The following is a 17,928-nucleotide window of genomic DNA, read 5'->3' as shown; positions in this document are numbered from 1 at the left end:
GGTGATTTCGGTTGCTCTCCAACTGGTGGGCCTAATCTTGGTGGGGCGCTGTCGAGGCATCTCTCGGTGCGTGTTGGTGTGGTGAAGGGCTGGGCCCCGGTGTCCAAGTCCTTGTAGGCCAGGCCGGATTTGGCCAGACTCGTCCTGGAACTTCTTCTAGCCAGGGGGGCGGGATGAGGCGTTCGGCAGGCAGTGATCCGGCAGGGGGCGGGTCGGAGCATGTGGGGGCGTGGTCCGGTGGGGAGTTGGCGCGTAAGGATGCCGTCGGTGCCGGGCCCGCGCCCTCGCTCGCGGAGGTCGTCGGGACCACCAGAGGGCTGTCGGAGGACGCGGTGCTGTGGATCGCGGCGGGGCTAGCCGGGGCGCTTGCCGTGCTGCACCGGGCCGGGCGGGCGCACGGGGACGTGCGGGCCGGGAACGTGCTGCTGACGCGAGGCGGGCCGCGACTGACCGGTGACGCGCCGGGGCGGGGCGGCGGGGCGTCCGTGCCCGCGGCCGACATGGTCGCGCTGGGGATGCTGTTGGTCGCCGCGTACACCGGCGTCAGCAACCGACGGCCCAACCTCGACAATCTGCCGGTGCGGCTGCGGCAGGTCGTCGCCGTATGCCTGGCCGAGGATCCGGAGGAGCGGGCGACGCCCGCCCAACTGCTGGCCATGATAAGGGCGTTAGAGCCCGAGGTTCCCGTTTGGACGGTGGAGGTCGGCGACCTGATCACTCCCGCCGACGGCCCCGTCGACGCCGCCCCGCCCTCGGACACCCCGGTCGAGGCGCCGCCGCGCCCGGAGCCACACGGTCTGTCCGGGGCGCGGCTCGCCCTCGTGGTCGTGGCCGCGGTCCTCGTCGGCGTGGTCGTCACGGCGCTGCTGCTCCTGGTGCCGGGCCGCGACGGCGGCACCCGCACTGCCGACGCCCCGGTGACGAGCAGACCGACCCGGCTCCAACCGACCGAGGACGACACACCGCAACAGCGGACGACCCCGCAGCAGGAGCCGAGCGAGGAGCAGACCCCCTCCACCGATCCGGCCACCCAGCCCGCCAGGCACACCAGCCAGGCACCACCCGCCCCGACCCCCCAGCGGACCCGGCAGACGGGGACGATCAACGACTGCTCGGGCAAGCCCCTGACCGAGCCCGTCTCGCTCCTGCTGTTCTGCGGGGACGGCAAGGCCACGCTGCACGACCTGATTTGGACCGACTGGGGCAGCGCCACGGCCACCGCGCAGGGCGTCGTCTCGGAGGTGGTCTGCCAGCCGAGCTGTGCCGACGGCCGGGAGGTCACCTCAGCCGCCACAGTCGTCGTCTCCGGCCTTACCAGCGGCCGCTACACCCTCATGGAGATCAGGGCCCCGCAGTCGCCCACCGGCCCCGACGCCCAATACACGCTCGACCGGCTCGGCCCGACCTACCGGGGCTGACCCCGCTCACACCCCCCAAGCCGTGAACGCCGCCCAGTGCACGGGGGAGGCGAAGGGACGTTCGTCGGCGTCGCGCTCGGGCCGGGCGTACCGTCCGGCCAGGGTCGCGAGGTGGGGGTGGGCGTCGGTGTACCGCGCGAGACCGTACCAGGTCAGCCGCCGCAGCCAGGTCCGCGCCACGCGCAGCGCGGACACCGGAGGCTCACCGTGCGCACCGCCGACGGGGGCGAGCAGCTCGTACAGGCGGGTCATCAGCAGCGCCGTCGCCAGGTCGTTCACCTGCCACAGGCTCGTGATCACACAGGCGGCCCCGGCCTGGAGGAAGCCGCCCGGCAGCCCGGTGAACTCGTCAGGCGCGTCGATGACCTCGTACCGCCCGGACTGACAGGCTCCTGCCACCACCAGTCGACAGTGCGGGAGTTGGCGTCGTATGAGCGCGTCCAGATCCAGGATGCCGTCCGCGAGCGCCAACTTGCCGCCCTGTCCCATGAGTTCCGCGTTCCCGTGGCAGCTCAGATGCAGATAGGACGCCTCCGCGAGATGCCCGAGCAGCCACTCGACCGTGGCATCGTCCCCCACGGCGGACACGGTCTCCCCGCCCACCTCGAACAGCCCCCGGATTTCGGCCAGTTCACTGCGCGCGCCGGGCAGCGAGCCGTCGGGATCCGAGACGGCGACCAGCCGCGGCACGGGCGACGGCAGCCGATCGGCGGCGCCCCGGGAGGCGGCGTACACCCCGGCCGACGGAGCGAGCGTCAACGTCCCCAGGTCATCAAGCAATTCACCACCCTCCCCCACCGGAACGGCCTGCAACGGCACCTGCCCCAGCAGCCCGGTCGGTACGACGACCACATTGTGCCGCGGATCCTCCGCCAGCAGCCCGGCGAGGGGCCGCAGCAACGGGGCGAGCGCCCGCAACCGGTCCACCGCGCCCGGCAGTTCGCGCCGCCGCTTGAGCGCACCGGCCTGCTGAACCAGGAACAGCCCCGCCTCCGGAACCTCTAGGTCCAGCGTCAGGAGCCGGACAATCGACGAGCTGGTCACCTCGGGGACGAACACGGCGCGCACCCCGGCCCGCGCGTCCCGCGGCACCACGAGGACACAGCTGCCCCAGACCGAGTTCACCAGATAGGCGAGCGGCATCCCGGCCGCCGCCCGGACGACATCCGCTACCTCGGTCATTCGCAGAAATCCCTCGAAGCCGGGGATCGCCCGGATCTCCTCGACCACGGTGCGCACACCGCGCTCGGCTGCAGCCTGCACGCCCACGGAGGCGACGAACCCTCCAGCCGCAGGGACGAATCCACCGGCCGGGGCGGCGGACCCCCCGTCCGAGGTGACGACTCCCCCGTCCAAGGCGGCAAACCCCCTGGTCGGCTCGGCGCCCGCCCCCTCGACCCCGGCGACCACCACCCGGTACCGCTCCCGTGCCTCCCGGTACCGGCGGGCCAGCAGCGGATCGACCCCCTCCAGCGCCGCCAGATCCACCGTGTCCCGCCCGGCCACCGCCGACAACTCACAGGCGAGCCCCCGCTCGATTGCCTCCACCGCACGCTCCGGGCGCCCCGCGCGGGCCAGCAGGAACGCGGCCTGGCGGGCGGTTCCGCGCGTCAGCAGGAGCACGCCCCGGCGGCCGGCGGCGGTGATCTGGGCGTCGTAGAGTGCGTGGACGGCGGTCAGCATGCCCGACGCCACATCGGCCGCGCCGCCCCAGCCCTCGGCCGCGGCGAGCGCGTCGACCGCCTCCCTGGCGATGGACAGATGCAGGAACGGAAAGACACGCGGCGGTACGGCGGCCAGCGCCGCGCGCCGCAGCCGTAGGCCCTCGGCGCTCCCCGGACCGTCGAGCAGATCGGCGGTCCGGGCCAGGAGCCAGGTGGCGCGGCTGATGTCGAGGAGCCCCGGGTGCGCGGCGTCGAAAGCGACGACGGCGGTCGCCGCGGCATGGGCGCCGCGCGGGTCGGCGGCATCGCGCTCGGGGGCGAGCAGCAGGTCGGCCAAGTTGCACTGGAGCTGCGACCACAGCACGGGGTCGTCCTCCGGGCGCAGCCGACCGAGGGCGTCCCGGTAGCACCGCTCAGCCCGCTCGAGGTCGCCCGTCTCGCCGCGCCGGAACAGAAACAGCCCGAGGTTGATCAGGGAGTAGGACCAGTCGACGCGGTTGCGTTCGGGGGAACGTTCGCCCAGGCCAGCCTGGATATGTTCGATACCAAGGGTCAGATCGGCGGGACCGCCACCCGGACGTTGACCGAGCACCAGCCCGCAGTTGGTCTGCACCCGGGCCCAGAACTCGCCGTGGGCGTGGCGGTCCACCGTGGCGGCGGCGCGGGCGAGCAGATCGCGGGCGGACTCCCAGTGCTCGATGTGGTCGCCGTCGTCACGGAAGTACTGGGCGGAGGCGAGATTGGTGGCCACCTCGGCCCACTGGACGGTGCCCTCCGGCATTCGCGTGAGGGCGAGTTGAAGCACGCTCACCGCTTCGGCGGGATCGGCAGGATGGGCCGTATACAGAGAAGACACCAACAACCCACCCAGCCGCGCGGCGAGTTCGCCCTCCACTCCCATGTCACCCGTCTGCCTTGCGAGTTCGAGCGCTTCACGCGCGAGCGGGATGGTCTCCGGGCTATCCGCGCCCCGAACCTGCTCGCACATCTCGTACAGCCGGGCCCGCAGCCTTTGCCCGAAGGCGGCCAGCGCCGCCGCGTAGCGCTCGATCGCCGTACTCACGGGCGTACGCCCCCCGCACAGATCCTCCAGTAACCGTTGCCGCAGCCGCAGCGGTGCCTCCAGCGGGGTGCCGGCGACCTCGCGCAGCTCAAGCGTCCCGGCGTCGCGCACCAGGGTGTCTTCGGTGAGCCGGGGGTGCGCCCGGACCAGTTCGGCGAGCCGGTCCGGCATGGTCACGGTGACGGCGTACAGCAGCTTCCGGACATCGGATCCCGCCGACTCCGCCGCCACACTGCCCAGGAAGATCCGGTAGTTGTCCACCGTCGGAGCCCCGTACGACGTCAACTCCGCGCATGCCGCCTCGGGATCCGCCAGATCCCGTTCCGTGTCCCGGCTCAGCACGAACGGCAGCAGCCTGCGCGGTAGCACGACCACGTTCCCGCCGAACCGCCCACTGGTGAAGGCCCCAGCGAGCCGCGCCTCCTCCACCAGCGCGGTCGCGCTCGCGGTGGCATCGTGCTGGAGCTCCGCGACGGAGGTGGCGAACAACGACGGTACGAGCGCCCCGGCCCGCAGCACCAGCACCGGCGCCTCGATATGCGCCCGGGTCCCGCAGCCGGGGCAGCCCACCCAGTGCAGCCCGGGCCCGAACCCGTCCGGCCCATCACGACTTTCGAGGACATCGGCACGCTCACGGCTGTCGACGATGCGCCACACCGGCGCCTGACGGTGCCGGCCGCACTGATCACAACACCACTCGTACGGTGCCCTCGTGGAGACCGTCACCGCCGGCCTACTTGCCGTCGGTGAGATGGGAGAGCAAAGCCGTAAGCACCCTCGCGAGAGCCGCGTCCTTCAGGGCCCGCTTGTGCACGGTCACACTCCACCGCCCCCGAGCGTCCCGCTTGACCACGACCTCGGTCTGCAACAACGTGATGGCCAGCACCCCCACGGACACGGACACCGGGTCGAACCGCTCCATCGGCGACCGCACATACTCCACGGCCTCACCGACGACGCTGTCCCCGCTCAGCGCGACATACTCCAACGCAGCCCGCGCGACGTCGCCTTCTCCTTCACCACCGCCAGAATCGACTCCCGCAGTCTTGAGAGCGTCCCCCAACTCCTCGTCTGCTAAAGCGATTTTCATGGCCGAGGACAGCAACCCCCTGTCCTCCACCAGCACCGTCAACGCCCGCACGGCCTCCACGTCGGAGAGCTCACGAATCTCGCGTACCTGCTCATCTCGCTGCGACATGAGCCAAGTCTGCTCCTCCGCGGGGCGTGCGGGGGTAGGTTACGGGTGACTTGTCACCACGGGTGCTGCGTCTGTTCGCTGCCGACGAGGGGGTCGGCCAGAACCCGGACTGCGCTCCTTCCTGGAGAAGCGCAGAATTTCCTACCTGATGGCGATCCCGAAGAACACCGAACTCTGCGGGTGCCGATAAGTCATCCGTGCAGTTCACGCCGCGTGCTGGTATTCGTGGAGGGTTCCGCCGAGTCGGTCTCGTCTACGGACTGCCAGGTGGGCGAGTTGGGCTTGTTGGGTGATGGGTGGGGGTAGCGGGCGGCATGGGGCCGCCTGCTCCAGGGCCCTGTGCGGGCGGTGCTCGTTATAGAAGGATTCGTACTCGCGCAGGGCGTGGAGAAGGTGGCTCTGGTTCCAGATCATGGGTGGTGTGCTCGATGACGGCGAAGACGTTGCGCTTGCCGAGAATGTCATCCGCCCTGGTCGGAAGCCTGCACTTGGACTGGCGGTCGTCGGCCTCGTCGCTCGAGTAGGCGCTCTCGCGTGGCGTCGCCCCCAGCGCGGCCCGCTCGCCGGGCTCCCGTCCGCCGCCCAGCTCGTGGCCGACCCGGGCCCGGACAACAGCACCCCCAACGCGGTGGGGATCGCCGCCCGCAGCTACCCGGACGGCACCACCACGATCGCCTGGGTGGGAGACTGCCGCGCGTACGGCTGGAACGGGCGGCGGCTCCGCCAGTACGGCAAGGACCACAGCATGCGGGAGCACCTGCTGTGCAACGGCGCACCGTGGGACGTTGCCGAGGCGCATGCCAACTGGGTCCGGACGACGCTGGCTCACGCGACTGTCGCCATGGTGTACGAGACCGAGCTGCACGACCCGCTCGTCATCCTCACCAGCGAGGGCGTCCATGATGCGGTGGACGACGCGGGGCCCTGGTCCGCTTGGTGCATGAGTACGCCGCGGATCCGCAGGCCCTCGCGTCCGCCCTCGTCAGCGCGGCCCGGGAGGACGCGGACGGTTATCGGGACGACGCCACCGCCGTCGTACTCGCCCTGCGCGACCACGCCGAGTAACGTCCGGTCTGAGGCCCCGCCGCGCACCCCCGTCGCGGCAGGGCCTCAGCACACGCGAAGGGCATCGGCCTACCCCCCAACCTGACGCCGCCACTCGCGATCCAGCCTCCGCGCACGCCACCGTTGCAAGGTGCTCTCTCTCGGTACTTCGAGGTCCGGGATGACCTCCAGATAACTGCGAGCCCCCTGGACGAAGTACTCCACTCTCTCCTCAATCTCTTCCAAGGCTTGCGGCACAGCTAGGCGGGGGTCTGCCCAATCCGATGCATATCGATCCGGCTCATTCGACCACTCAGCGGCCCGCCACCCATCCAGAGTCGAAACAGCGCCAAGCACCAGACTGGTCAGGCCGTCAGTAATAGCAGCCTCTTGCCTAGTAACAGAAAGCCTCAGCATGGCTTGCTGGCGGCGTAGCTCACCTATTGCGTCCTCAAGCAACTCGCGCGCCGCGTCAGCGCGCACCCTGACAACTCGACCGCCACGCACCCCTTCGGCACGGTCGTCCAACTCGGCCTGGTGTGCCTCCCCGATCAATGCGCGAGTCCGCTCAACCGCCTGCAAAAACTCGGCGTACGCCGCTCGCCGCGCCCCTTGCAGGACGTCGAATCGCTGCGCCCTAAACTGCAACGTCACCGAGCGCAGCTGTGCCCGAGCCTGAGCTCGCGAACCAAACCAGGCGATGACAGAGCCCAGGGCAGTTGCACCCGCGCCTATGAGCGCGCCTTCGAGAGTCGGATCCATCGGCACATCTTGTACTACGGCAGCGCGAGCAGGGCTCCATCGCAATCACGACTCGGACACCCGCCCCGCCGACCATCGGCGGGGCGGCGGCACGATCCCCTCACTGCCGATGTAGTTGCACGCCAGCCCACCCATGCCCCGCAGTGGGCGGCAAGTCCGGCGTGCCCGGACACAGACGCACCCCGCGGCCCCGCCCACCCCCAGGCGGGGCCGCAGTGCGTTCCAGACCACTCACGGGCGAGTGGGGCGGTGAAGGGTCACCCGGGACCGCGGCGGCCCGGGTGACACCGCCCCCAGCAGGGAGGCGCGCCGTGGCAGGCAACCCCCGCAACGGCCGCCGCTACCGCCGCCTCGGCGTCGCTCAGAAGGCCCTCGGCCTCCCGTACTGGGTCTGCGGGCGCGACATCGACCCCACCCTCGACGCACGCGACCGCTGGTCGTTCACCCTCGACCACGCCGTGCCGCTGTCCAAGGGGGGCAGCCTCCTCGACCCCCGCAGCGCGCACCGCCGGTGCAACAGCGCGCGCGGCAACCGGCTCACCGTCCGCCAGCCCCGAACCTCACGACGGTGGTGACCACTGCCCCTCCGTACCAAGCACGATGCGCTTCGGGCCCCGTACCGCCCGCCACCGAGCACCCCACCACGCCGGTCGCCACACCTGCCACCACCTCGGCAGGTACCACAGGTCATCCCGGCTGGCTTGGATGAACGTATCCTGTGCCCGGGCGAGCCGATCCAACGCCGCATCCATTTCCCGCTGGCTGCGGTCCACGCAACGGAATACAAGGTCAAGATCGGCCATGACCCGTCCAGCTGCCTCCAGCGGCACAGGGTTGGCCACAAGGCGCACCTCGGCGTACGACTGCATCATCTCCACCCCGACCGACCGCTTCAGATCTTCCAGCTTGTCTATGGCCCGGTCCCGCATGAGGAACGGATAGCGCGTCTTCTGGAACTCTGCGTGCTGTGCCAGCCCTACCGAACTGATCGACGCAGCGATGAACCGGGCGTAGACCTCCCGGCGCTCCGCGCGGCTCCCTAGCTTCGCGCCGCCCCCAGCATGCGGCTTGAGCAGGCTTGCGGCCTTCATTGTGGCGCGCATGGCGGCGGTCCCCGTACTCACGTCCATGACGGCGATCTAACACCAGGGGAGCGCAAGGCGGCGAGGTGAACTGATGCTCTACGTCGTCACCGGCCCGCCCGGCGCTGGCAAATCCAGCTGGATCCGCGCGCACGCCAAGCCCCAGGACATAGTCATCGACCTGGACCTGATGGCCCTCGCCATGGCCGGGCCCGGCGCTGACCATCACGCGCACAGCGAGACCCTGCTCAAGGTCGTGCACCGCGCCAGGTTCGCCGCCCTCAACGAGGCGTACCAACACCTCGACACCACCGATGTGTACGTCAACCACATCCAGCCGAGCGCCAAAGCTCTCGCGAAGTACAAGCGGCTCAAGGCCAAGGTCATCGTGGTCGACCCCGGCGAGCAGGTAGTACGTCAGAGGGTCAGGGACATGCGGCAGCCCGGCATGGACGCCGTAGTCACACGCTGGTACCGACAGCAGCAACGCCAGTCGTGTACACACACCGTCACAACTCAAGCGTCACGGAACTGGTGACCCGCAGCCACAGGGCCCTGCCCGTCAGCCGCGGGTACGCGTCCGACCACTCAGGCCACCCCGGCTCATCGATCGTCAGCGCAACGTCCAGGGCGTCTCCTTCCCCCGGACCGACCTCACACTGTGACCGCACCGCGTAGGCGACTGGTCCGCGAGGCGTTCGACCAGCACGGGTCCCCCAGGGGAGGGGGGCTTCGGGGCATCGAGAAATCGGGACTACCGGGCGACCCATCGACGACATGGCCGCCCACGGCACCCTCTCCGCGCACGTGAAGTTGCGGCTGAGCGTTCGCCGGGTTCCGCCGTGATCGGCCAGGCCGTAGGGCTCCAAAATGGCTTCACCGGGTTTGACCTGAGGCAACGCAACTGACCAGCAGGTACCCGGCATGATCAGCCCTCGTGATGGTTCGACTTGTCTACCTCATCGGCACGCGAATCTTCGCGTGGCTGCTCCTGATGTCTCGATCTTCTGCGGCCAAGAATGCGGAGATACTGATCCTTCGGCACGAGCTCGCGGTTCTGCGTCGACAGGTCACCGCGCCCAAGCCCGGATGGCCGGACCGCGCGCTGCTCGCCGTTCTGACCCGGCTGATCCCCCAAACCCTGCGCGAACGCCGGATCGTCTCCCCGCGCACCCTGCTGGCCTGGCACCGGCGTCTGGTGAAGCAGAAGTGGAAGCAGCCGCCGCCTACCGGGCGACCGCCCCGCCGAAGGAAATCCGCAACCTGATCATCCAGCTCGGCACCGAGAACCCCCGATGGGGATTCCGACGCGCACACGGCGAACTGCGCCGCCTCGGACACAAGGTCAGCCCCGCCACCGTCCGTCGGGTGCTGCGCGCCGCCGGTCTCCGTCCCGCGCCGCGCCGCCAGCCGGCGCGCGGTGAGTGGGCAGCGTTCCTCAAAGCCCAGGCCAGCGGCCTGCTCGCCACCGATCTCTTCCATGTCGACACCATCGACCTGCAGCGGCTCTACGCGCTATTCATCATGGAGGTGCGCACCCGCACCGTCCATATCCTCGGCGTCACCGCCCACCCCAGCGCCGCATGGGCCACTCAGCAGGCCCGGCAGTTTCTGTGGCAACTCGGCGATCGAGCCGCCGAATTCACTCACATCATCCGCGACCGGGACACGAAGTTCACCGCCACCTTCGACGCCGTGTTCGCCAGTGAGGACATCACCGTGGCCAAGGTCCCTCCACGCAGCCCCAACTGCAACCCACACGCAGAACGCTTCATCCGCTCAGCACGGGAAGAGTGCACCGACCGTGTCCTGCTCTTCGACCGTGGCCACGCCGAGAAGATCCTCCACGACTACGCACACCACTTCAACAGCCACCGACCGCACCAAGGCCGTGACCAACTCGCGCCCAGCGACAATCCGAACGTCATCCCCCTGCCTGCAGCCCGGATCAAACGCCGACAAGCCGTCGCAGGCCTCATCAACGAGTACCACCGAGCCAGCTGACCATAGGAAAAATCCCAGCTCACAACCACTGAAGCCATTCTGAAGCGCTACGGGGGTAGTCGATGGCGACGGCCGGAGTTGGCCCGGCACGCCGATCCCTGCGGTGTCCCGCGGCGCGGGCAGGGCTCGCGTTCGATGAGCTCGGCGCGGGCGCTCTCGTCCAGGTAGCCGTTCACGTGTTCTCTTTCCCGTCCGGCCACCGCGCGGCCGTCCCGAATACCCCGACCGCTTCCATCCGGCCTCCCGCGGTTTCGGGACGCCTTCCGAGACGGCTTTCGCCGCCGGGCCGCCTTGGAGGGCGACTGTCCCGGACTCGGTCGATTCATCAACGGCCGCGTCCCCAGCCGGTAGGCGACATAGGGCGGGGTGGTGAGAGTGTCGGGATGGTCATCGCCCAGCACCTGACACTATGTGCTTCAGCATCTCGGCGTAGGCGGCCGCGGCTCCGGCCGCATCCCCCGCCCTTCCCCGCCAGTAGGCGACATAGCGCCAAGTGTCGAGGGTGTCGGGATGGTCATCGCCCTGCACGCGCACACGGTCGCTGAGGAGCTCGGCGAAGGCGGCCGCAGCTCCGGCCGCGTCCCCCGCCCTTCCCCGGCAGTGGGCGAGATTGTGCCGCGTGGTGAGGGTTTTGGGATCGTCGTCGCCCTGCACGCGCACGCGGTGAGTGAGGAGCTCGGCGAAGGCGGCCGCGGCTCCGGCCGCGTCCCCCGCCTCCGCCAGCCAGTAGGCGAGATTGCCCCGGGTGGTGAGGGTGTCGAGGTGGTCATCGCCGAGCACTGGCACTATGTGCTTCAGCAGTTCGGCGTAGGCGGTGACGGCCCCGGCCGCGTCCCCCGCCCTTCCCCGCCAGCGGGCGACGTAGCGCCGGGTGTCGAGGGTGTCGGGATGGTCGTCGCCCTGCACGCGCACGCGGTCGGTGAGAAGCTCGGCGAAGGCGGCCGCAGCTCCGGCCGCGTCCCCCGCCTCCCCCCGCCAGTAGGCGATATTGCCCCGGGTGGTGAGAGTGGAGGGGTGGTCATCGCCGAGCACGCGCACCCGATCGGCGAGAACCTCGGCGTAGGCGGCCGCAGCTCCGGCCGCGTCCCCCGCCTCCCCCCGCCAGTAGGCGAGATTGTGCCGCGTGGTGAGGGTGTCGGGGTGGTCCGGGCCCAATACCCGCACCATGTCCTCCAGCAGTTCGGCGTAGGCGGCTGCGGCTCCGGCCGCGTCCCCCGCCTCACTCCGAAAGTGAAGAACGTTGCCCCGCGTCGATAGGGTGACGGGGTGGTCCGGGCCCAACACCCGCACCATGTCCTCCAGCAGATCGGCGAAGGCGGCCGCGGCTCCGGCGCGATCCCCCGCCTGACCCCGAACGCGGGCGAGTTCACCCCGGGCGGTGAGGGTGTCGGGGTGGTCCGGGCCCAACACTCGCACCTTGTGCTCCAGCAGTTCGGCGTGGGCAGTCGCAGCCCCGGCAGTATCCCCCATCTCCCCCCGAAAGCGGGCGAGGTTGTGCCGGGTGGCAAGGGTGTAGGCGTGGTCATCGCCGAGGACGCGCACCACGTCTTTCAGCAGTTCGGCGAAGGCGGTGACGGCCCCGGCGGCATCCCCCGTCTCACCCCGGGAGCGGGCGAGATGGTGCCGGGTGGCGAGGGTGTAAGCGTGGTCATCGCCGAGGACGCGCACCACGTCCTCCAATAGCTCGGCGAAGGCGGTAACGGCCCCGGCGGCATCCCCCGCCTCACCCCGGAAGCGGAAAAGTTCACCCCGGATGGTGAGGGTGACGGGGTGGTCCGGCCCCAGACGGCCGTGGGCGACATCGGCCATGCGGTGGAAATACTCTATGGCGGCAGCAACTTGGCCAGCATGGCCCAGGCTGTAGCCGGCGTAGATGAGCACCCCATGGACACCGTCGGATGGGTACATGGCGTCTTCGGCGTGGCCGGTGAGGGCGGTGGTGTTGGCGCGCAGGGTCTGGGCGAGTTCGGTGTCGCGTTCGATGTCGGGCCAGGCGGCCACGAGGGCGTCGGCGGCGGTACGCGCGAGCTGATCGTGCTGGTGAGGGGTGAGGGCGTCGCGGGTGGCGCGCTGGATGAGCTGGTGTACACGGACGGCCTGGTGCGCAGTGTCGGGGGTGTGGTCGATGAGGCTGAGCCGATGCAAGGCCCGCAGGGCATGCACCGCGTCCCGGGCGGAGACCGGGGCCTGCTCCCCGACGGGGCCCTCACCGGCCCGCGTGCGGTGCGCGGTGAGGTAGGTCAGGACGGGCTCGCTGGTCAGAACCGTGTGCGGGATGCCGTTGGGGTCCAGCATCGCGGCGAGCTGGAGCATGGGGCGGGCCAGGCCAGCGGGGCGGAGGGTGTCCGCGCGGTCGATGGACAGGGACCAGGCGGCGTCCAGGGGGAGAACCTGGTTGTCGGGCAAAGCGCCAGGAGCGATGGCGCCGAGTGTGGTGGTTCGGTCGGCCAGCAGGCGGCGGTAGGCGGCCACGCTCTCGCCGGTGTCGATGAGGTAGGCGGTGGCCTGGGCGAGTGCCAGGGGCAGGTGCCCGAGGTCTTCGGCCAGGGCGGTGAGCTCGTCGGTGGGTTCATCGCGGCCGGTCAGGGAGGTGGTGAGGTAGGTGAGGGCTTCGTCCTTCGTGAACAGGCCGATCGTGATGGTGTGGCGGCCGTCCGGGTCGAGGGCGGCGTCCCGACGGCGGGTGGTGACCAGGGTGCGGCCGTGAGGGCTGGCGGGGGGCCACAGGTCGTGCAGGTCGGCGGGGTCGATGACGTCGTCCAGCACGATCAGCCACCGGCATGGCTTCGCTCCGGCCTTCGGGGCCAGCCAGGCCAGGAACGTCCGCGCTGCCCGTTCGGGGTCGTTGGGGTCGGCCCGGCACAGCTCGACGCCAGCCTGGGCATATCCGGTCACGATGGGGGAGCGGGCGCTCGCGGTGACCCAGACCAGGACGTCCAGACCGCCCATCTCCCCGGCGTCGTCCCAGGCGGTGCGGGCGTAGTCGGCGGCGAGCTGGGTCTTGCCCACCCCGCCCATGCCGGTCAGCAGCTGGGTCAGCACGGCCGTGCCGCCACCGTCGACCCTCGCCCGTAGGCGGTCGGCCTCGGCACGGTGCAGGAAGGACCGCGCCGCGGGCGGGATGACGCCTACCTGGTGCGGCCAGTCGGCCGGTTCCTGGGGTCCACGCTGCTGCATGGTCAGCGCACCGATGTAGCCGGTGTTGACGAATCCGCCCGTGGCGGCGTTCCCGTCCCCAGTGTGGGACACGTGTGCCGAGAGGAGAGGATCGCGGCCGGTTCCCGGGGCCGGGCCGCGGTATCCGGTCACCGCCATGCCCCCGGAAGTGGCCGTGGCGTCCCCAGTGCCGGTCACCGTGATGTGTGGGCCGGCGTCGTCGCGACCGGGCCGGCGCGCGTCTTCTCGGCTCATGCGATCGTCACTTCCCTCGTCCTTACCGCCTGCGCTGTGGACGGGCCGATCAGGTGTAGTCGATGCCGCTAGTGGCACTGCTGCCGTCGCCGGTCGCGGTGGCGTTCCCAGTGTCCTCCGCCCTCGCTGATCCGCTGCCACGGCCCTGGGGGCGCCTGATCCCCGCGGTCGCCCTGCCCCCACTGCTCGCGCGCGCCGGTCCGGTCCGGATAGCCGTATCCTCTGTCCGGATTCCCGCGGGCTGGAACAGCGCCCAGACCAGGGCCGCGATACCGACGGCGGCCTGAATAGAGGCCCCGGCCAGATCGCCCGCACCGGGACTGCCCAGCAGCCAGAACAGCGGCGTGGAGACCACTCCCGCCGCCGCCAGCACAATGACCGTAATCTTCCATCCCCGCGTCATGCTGCCCTCCCCTTCTCCCTACAGCATGCCCGCCGATCGGCTGTCGGCCCACCAATTCGTATGAAATGCCGCCCCGGAATCGGGCGTTTCCCGGGACGGCGCGTAGCGCCCTGTTGCTCGGCCGCGCGTGTGGTTTACGCCGTTGCGTCCTTGCAGTGATCTTGGCCTTGCGCTCGTCGCCGAGGTCGTTCTCCAACGCCTTGGCCTGCCCGAGCCCCGGAGGGAGATGCCAGAAGCCCGGCCCCCATTCGGGAGGACCGGGCATCTAACGTCGAGCTGAAGGGCACTGCCGAGCGCTAGGCCGGCGCCCGCAGCAGTCGCTCTCGGGTGGCCTCGGGCAGCACGCGGCGCAGCACCGGCGCGGGCGAGCTAAGGGAGGCGGCGAAGGCGGCCACGAGGTCGTGCGGGACGCTTGCGGCGAAGGAGGCCCGCCCACAGACAGGGTGCGCCGAGCGCGGGCTCGGCCCATGCCTGCCATCCGGCCGGTCCCGCCTCGTCGGCCCCGGTGGTCAGGGCGCGCGGGTCGGCGTCCTGGATGAGCGGCGGCACCTCGCCGAGGCTGAGGTGCGAGGTGAACGTCGGGTCCGTCGCTGCCTCCTGGGACAGGTCGATGTCGCGGAGCCACCCGTGTGCGGCGACGGCGTCAAGGACCAGCTCGGGGCCGACAAGCGGCATGGCGAGCTGGTCGCGGGCGTCGAGCGCGACGAGGAAGTCGGACACGGCCTCGCCGGGGACATCAAGGGTGAAGTAGGCCGACCACTGAGCGAGCGGGCTGCTCGTCTCGGCGCGGGCGGAGATCTGCCAGGCGATCGGCAGCTCCCCCAGGTGGAACGGCTCGTCCGCAAGGCTCCACTGCGCCCATCGGAGGGTGTCGGGGCTGATGTGCAGGACGGTGCTGCGCAGGACCTGACGGTCCTCCGGCTCCTCGTCCGGCTCGTGCCGACCGCGGACGATCGTCAGGCTCGTCCAACCCAGACCGGAAAGCGTGTCGGCGACGGCGTCGTAGAGGCGCCCATCATCACCGGCCAGGTGCCGGGGACCGACCCAGAACGCGGGCTGGCCGCCGCGCGGAGTGGACGGGTCGAGCGGGAAGTCGGGGTACAGGGGCGCCTCCAAGGGCTCGGTGCGGGTCTAGTTGCCGCCGGCACGGCGGCGGGGGCGGCGCGGGGGCGCCTGGACCGGGCCCTGCCAGGTCAGGGCGACGGCGACCTCGGGCGGCAGATGGCCAAGCTGCGCGTCCTCGTCCCGCCCTTCGGCGAGGTAGACGACGGTCCGGCCGGTCTCGTCCACCGACTGCACGACCTGCGCCAAGCAGTGCGCCATCGGAAAGAACGGGTTCATGGCCTGACGGACCGGAACGCTCCGGTCGCAGGCGGACAGCAAGTCGATGAGATCGCCGACGGTCATCTCCGGGGACGTCACGAACAGCCTCCTGGGGTGAAGGGAACGGTGAACCATGAATGGAGCGGGTGACCGGCAGCCAGCCGGCCAACCGCCAAGCGAGGACTACTCGTGAGTGCCTGGCTGTCGTACGCGGCGTGAGGTCTCCAGCACGCGCGCTACAGCGGCCGCGACGATATCGGCCGGCGTCTCGGTATCGAACGACATGTGGAAGCCGCGCACCTTGGCCGTGCCGGTGACGGCGATCGTCCATCCCTCTCCGTCCGTGCCGGGACGGCCGTTCGGAAACCACCCGAGGTAGAAGCGCCCATCCTTCGAGCTGACATGCACGTCCGCGCGGTCGTCCACGATCAGGTGGAAGTCGTCCGCAGAGAACTGATCTGTCACGAGCGTGGGCTGGCCGGGGCCGAGTTGCCACTCCCGAAGCCGCAGGGCCTCGATCGTGGTGGAGAAACCGGGGCTCACTGGCGCCACGGTCACGGGCAATCACCTCTCTGACCTGGGGTTTCTTGCAAGGTCGTCTACGTTGACATGCTCCCGCCCGCCTTGCCAGTCTTTCCGCGATCTTCCCTTTCTGCCCCCGGCGAACTGCTGTCCTCTGTCATCCAATCGAGTCGTTTGACATCGAACCCAGTCGTCTCGGCTTCTCTGACAGTGAATCTAGTCGTGAGGGGTGAGCGCGCTGGGGTTTTGTATGGCCGTACCTGCTGGGGCGGACGGGGCCGTGCCGTACGTCGAGGTATTACCGTGCAAGCAGAGCGCAGGTGGGCGTCAGCAGCGTCCGTGTCGACTGGCCCCACCGCTACCTGGAACGCACGATGGTCAGTGCCCCTACAGCCATCTGCGTCCTCACCAACGACGCCAAGTTCGACTCCCTCTCCTGCGCCGGGCTCTCACGCTGCCCGTCGGCTACGTCGGCGCGGTGGGCTCCGCCGCACACACGAGCAGCGCCTGCGCCTCCTGTGGGAGGGCCGGTGTCGAGGCACAGTAACTAGCACTCCAGCAGCGTTTCGCTATCTGGCCTGGTCAGAGGCATCGTCGGGAGTGTAGTTGGCTGCTGGCATGTCAGGGGCGGTCTTGCCGGACCGCCCCTCCAACGAATGACATCGTCGCCGGTAGTGGCAGTGCCTGGCGACGGCCTGACGTCTGCGCCGCCACTGGGACCAGCTCATTGCGTGGGTGCGAAGCGGTGGGCGGGTCGGTGTGCGAGGCCAGTTGCCAGGAGCCGGCGGACTTCTGCCACGGTGAGCGGGACCATGGTGGAATCGTTTCTGCACCCCCTTTTGCCGCTGCCTGTGCCGCCGTGGCCGCGAGAAAGGCGTGCGCGAGCATGGCCAGGGTGATGTGCCTCATCCAGCCGACGTAGCGGCGGACTTCGTACTGGTCCAGGCCGCACTCGTTCTTCGCGGCCTGGAAGCATTCCTCGATCGCCCACCGGCGCCCGGCAACGCGCACGAGCCGGTCGACGCCGGCGCCCACCGGCGCGTATGCGAGGTAGTAGGCGATCTGATCGGGTCTGCTGATACTGCGCCGGGCCAGCGCCCAGCGGTGATGGGTGGGCCGCTCACCGTCGAAGTCCTCGGTCACCGGGAGCTGGACGGCCGCCCAGTCATAGACGCGCGGGCCCTTGGCGCCGTCGCCGCACGAACGTTGCTCCCATGCCTCATCCGGCGCCTGGCTGAAGAGATAGTCGATCCGGCCGAAGCGAGGCACCGGCTGGGACTTCGGGACGGCGAGCACGTAGCCGACCGCGGCTTCTTCCAGCATCTGGCGGAAGCGCCACTCCTGGCCGTAGGCGGCATCCGCAGTCACCCAGGCGATCGGCAGCGGGGAGGCGAGTGCGCGCAGCACCATTGCCCTGGCCAGCTCTGGTTTGGTGGCGAAGGTCCGTTCGTCGGGGATCTTGGCGGCGTGGCAGCGTTCGCGGTCGTCCGTCCAGGACTTGGGCAGATACAGCTCGCGGTCCACCAGGGCGCGTGCGCGGGTGGTGGCGTAGGCGGCGAAGACGCCGATCTGGCAGTTCTCGGTGCGGCCGGCGGTGCCGGAGTACTGGCGCTGCACGCCCGCGGAGGTGGTGCCTTTCTTGATGAAGCCGGTGTCGTCGAGGATGAGGACTCCGTCGGCCTCGCCGACCTTGTCGGCGACGTATGTCTGCAGGTCGTCGCGGACGTCGTCGGCGTTCCAGGTGGCTCCGTTCAGTAGCCGTTGCAGGCCGTCGGGGGTGCAGTGGCCTGCGTGTTCGGCCAGTTGCCAGCTGTTTTTGCGGCCGACCGGGCCAAGCAGGGCGCGGACGTAGTCACGCATGCGGCGTCGCAGGTCGGCGCGGCCGAAACGGTGGCCGATGCGCAGGAAGAGGTCGTCGAGTTCACGGTCCCAGGTCGCGTCGGCAAGGTCGTCGATCACACGGGGAGGCTGCCCTCATCACCGCGCAGACAGTTCTCGATGTCATTCGTTGGAGGGGCGGTCCGGCAAGACCGC

Annotated in this window: 12 protein-coding genes and 3 pseudogenes; 6 read left to right on the top strand and 9 right to left on the bottom strand. The window is 70.1% G+C overall.

Going from position 1 to position 17,928, the window contains the following annotated elements; translation table 11 throughout:
• The first annotated feature begins 245 nt into the window (after positions 1 to 245).
• Positions 246 to 1,418: a serine/threonine-protein kinase gene (locus SSOG_RS36665; RefSeq protein WP_039939539.1), complete on the top strand. Its 1,173-nt coding sequence runs from the start codon at positions 246 to 248 to the stop codon at positions 1,416 to 1,418.
• A gap of 6 nt (positions 1,419 to 1,424) precedes the next feature.
• Here the strand turns inward: SSOG_RS36665 and SSOG_RS36660 are convergent, their stop codons facing one another.
• The 3 genes and pseudogenes from SSOG_RS36660 to SSOG_RS56665 all read right to left on the bottom strand — a co-directional run.
• Positions 1,425 to 4,802 (bottom strand): CHAT domain-containing protein, encoded by a 3,378-nt coding sequence (locus SSOG_RS36660; protein ID WP_106516513.1) that lies wholly within the window; start codon positions 4,800 to 4,802, stop codon positions 1,425 to 1,427.
• Between the two features lie 76 nt (positions 4,803 to 4,878).
• Positions 4,879 to 5,343 (bottom strand): hypothetical protein, encoded by a 465-nt coding sequence (locus tag SSOG_RS36655; RefSeq protein WP_009719326.1) that lies wholly within the window; start codon positions 5,341 to 5,343, stop codon positions 4,879 to 4,881.
• 204 nt (positions 5,344 to 5,547) lie between these two features.
• Positions 5,548 to 5,757 (bottom strand): annotated as a pseudogene (locus tag SSOG_RS56665) (integrase); the annotation flags it as partial.
• 522 nt (positions 5,758 to 6,279) lie between these two features.
• Here SSOG_RS56665 and SSOG_RS57625 point away from each other — a divergent pair.
• Positions 6,280 to 6,408, top strand: coding sequence for a hypothetical protein (locus tag SSOG_RS57625; protein ID WP_281048144.1), 129 nt, complete (start codon positions 6,280 to 6,282; stop codon positions 6,406 to 6,408).
• 1,052 nt (positions 6,409 to 7,460) lie between these two features.
• Positions 7,461 to 7,724 (top strand): hypothetical protein, encoded by a 264-nt coding sequence (locus SSOG_RS36640; protein WP_039939532.1) that lies wholly within the window; start codon positions 7,461 to 7,463, stop codon positions 7,722 to 7,724.
• Here SSOG_RS36640 and SSOG_RS36635 read toward each other — a convergent pair.
• Positions 7,710 to 8,279: a hypothetical protein gene (locus SSOG_RS36635; RefSeq protein WP_009719322.1), complete on the bottom strand. Its 570-nt coding sequence runs from the start codon at positions 8,277 to 8,279 to the stop codon at positions 7,710 to 7,712. The two genes, SSOG_RS36640 and SSOG_RS36635, sit on opposite strands and share 15 nt — an antisense overlap.
• Positions 8,280 to 8,325: 46 nt before the next feature.
• Here SSOG_RS36635 and SSOG_RS36630 point away from each other — a divergent pair, with 46 nt between their 5' ends.
• The 3 genes from SSOG_RS36630 (at position 8,326) to SSOG_RS36625 (ending at position 10,235) form a co-directional block, all read left to right on the top strand.
• Positions 8,326 to 8,769, top strand: coding sequence for an AAA family ATPase (locus tag SSOG_RS36630; protein WP_009719321.1), 444 nt, complete (start codon positions 8,326 to 8,328; stop codon positions 8,767 to 8,769).
• Positions 8,770 to 9,171: 402 nt separating this feature from the next.
• Complete coding sequence (locus SSOG_RS56660) at positions 9,172 to 9,498, top strand: integrase (protein ID WP_245606662.1); 327 nt, start codon at positions 9,172 to 9,174, stop codon at positions 9,496 to 9,498.
• Positions 9,441 to 10,235 (top strand): integrase core domain-containing protein, encoded by a 795-nt coding sequence (locus SSOG_RS36625; RefSeq protein ID WP_009719319.1) that lies wholly within the window; start codon positions 9,441 to 9,443, stop codon positions 10,233 to 10,235. The genes SSOG_RS56660 and SSOG_RS36625 overlap by 58 nt, the downstream gene beginning before the upstream one ends.
• 387 nt (positions 10,236 to 10,622) lie before the next feature.
• On the opposite strand, the gene SSOG_RS36620 is transcribed toward SSOG_RS36625, so the two are convergent.
• The 5 genes and pseudogenes from SSOG_RS36620 to SSOG_RS36595 form a co-directional block, all read right to left on the bottom strand.
• Positions 10,623 to 13,484: a tetratricopeptide repeat protein gene (locus tag SSOG_RS36620; protein ID WP_245606451.1), complete on the bottom strand. Its 2,862-nt coding sequence runs from the start codon at positions 13,482 to 13,484 to the stop codon at positions 10,623 to 10,625.
• A gap of 861 nt (positions 13,485 to 14,345) precedes the next feature.
• Positions 14,346 to 15,165: pseudogene (locus SSOG_RS36610) on the bottom strand (SPDY domain-containing protein).
• Between the two features lie 15 nt (positions 15,166 to 15,180).
• The gene (locus SSOG_RS36605; RefSeq protein ID WP_009719315.1) at positions 15,181 to 15,471 is read right to left on the bottom strand and encodes a hypothetical protein; all 291 of its coding nucleotides are present in this window, start codon (positions 15,469 to 15,471) and stop codon (positions 15,181 to 15,183) included.
• An 84-nt stretch (positions 15,472 to 15,555) separates the two neighbouring features.
• The gene (locus tag SSOG_RS36600; protein ID WP_009719314.1) at positions 15,556 to 15,930 is read right to left on the bottom strand and encodes an SPDY domain-containing protein; all 375 of its coding nucleotides are present in this window, start codon (positions 15,928 to 15,930) and stop codon (positions 15,556 to 15,558) included.
• Positions 15,931 to 16,716: 786 nt separating this feature from the next.
• A pseudogene (locus SSOG_RS36595) lies at positions 16,717 to 17,853 on the bottom strand (IS701 family transposase); the annotation flags it as partial.
• Positions 17,854 to 17,928: the final 75 nt, after the last annotated feature.

It is taken from the genome of Streptomyces himastatinicus ATCC 53653, from assembly GCF_000158915.1.
GTDB classification, from domain to species: domain Bacteria; phylum Actinomycetota; class Actinomycetes; order Streptomycetales; family Streptomycetaceae; genus Streptomyces; species Streptomyces himastatinicus.
This window is presented reverse-complemented; position numbering and strand designations above follow the sequence as displayed.

Excerpts from the sequence above, each read along its gene's own strand:
- SSOG_RS36655 (WP_009719326.1), bottom strand. The coding sequence starts at position 5,343 with ATGTCGCAGCGAGATGAGCAGGTACGCGAGATTCGTGAGCTCTCCGAC.
- SSOG_RS36635 (WP_009719322.1), bottom strand. The coding sequence starts at position 8,279 with ATGGACGTGAGTACGGGGACCGCCGCCATGCGCGCCACAATGAAGGCC.
- SSOG_RS36630 (WP_009719321.1), top strand. The coding sequence starts at position 8,326 with ATGCTCTACGTCGTCACCGGCCCGCCCGGCGCTGGCAAATCCAGCTGG.
- SSOG_RS56660 (WP_245606662.1), top strand. The coding sequence starts at position 9,172 with ATGGTTCGACTTGTCTACCTCATCGGCACGCGAATCTTCGCGTGGCTG.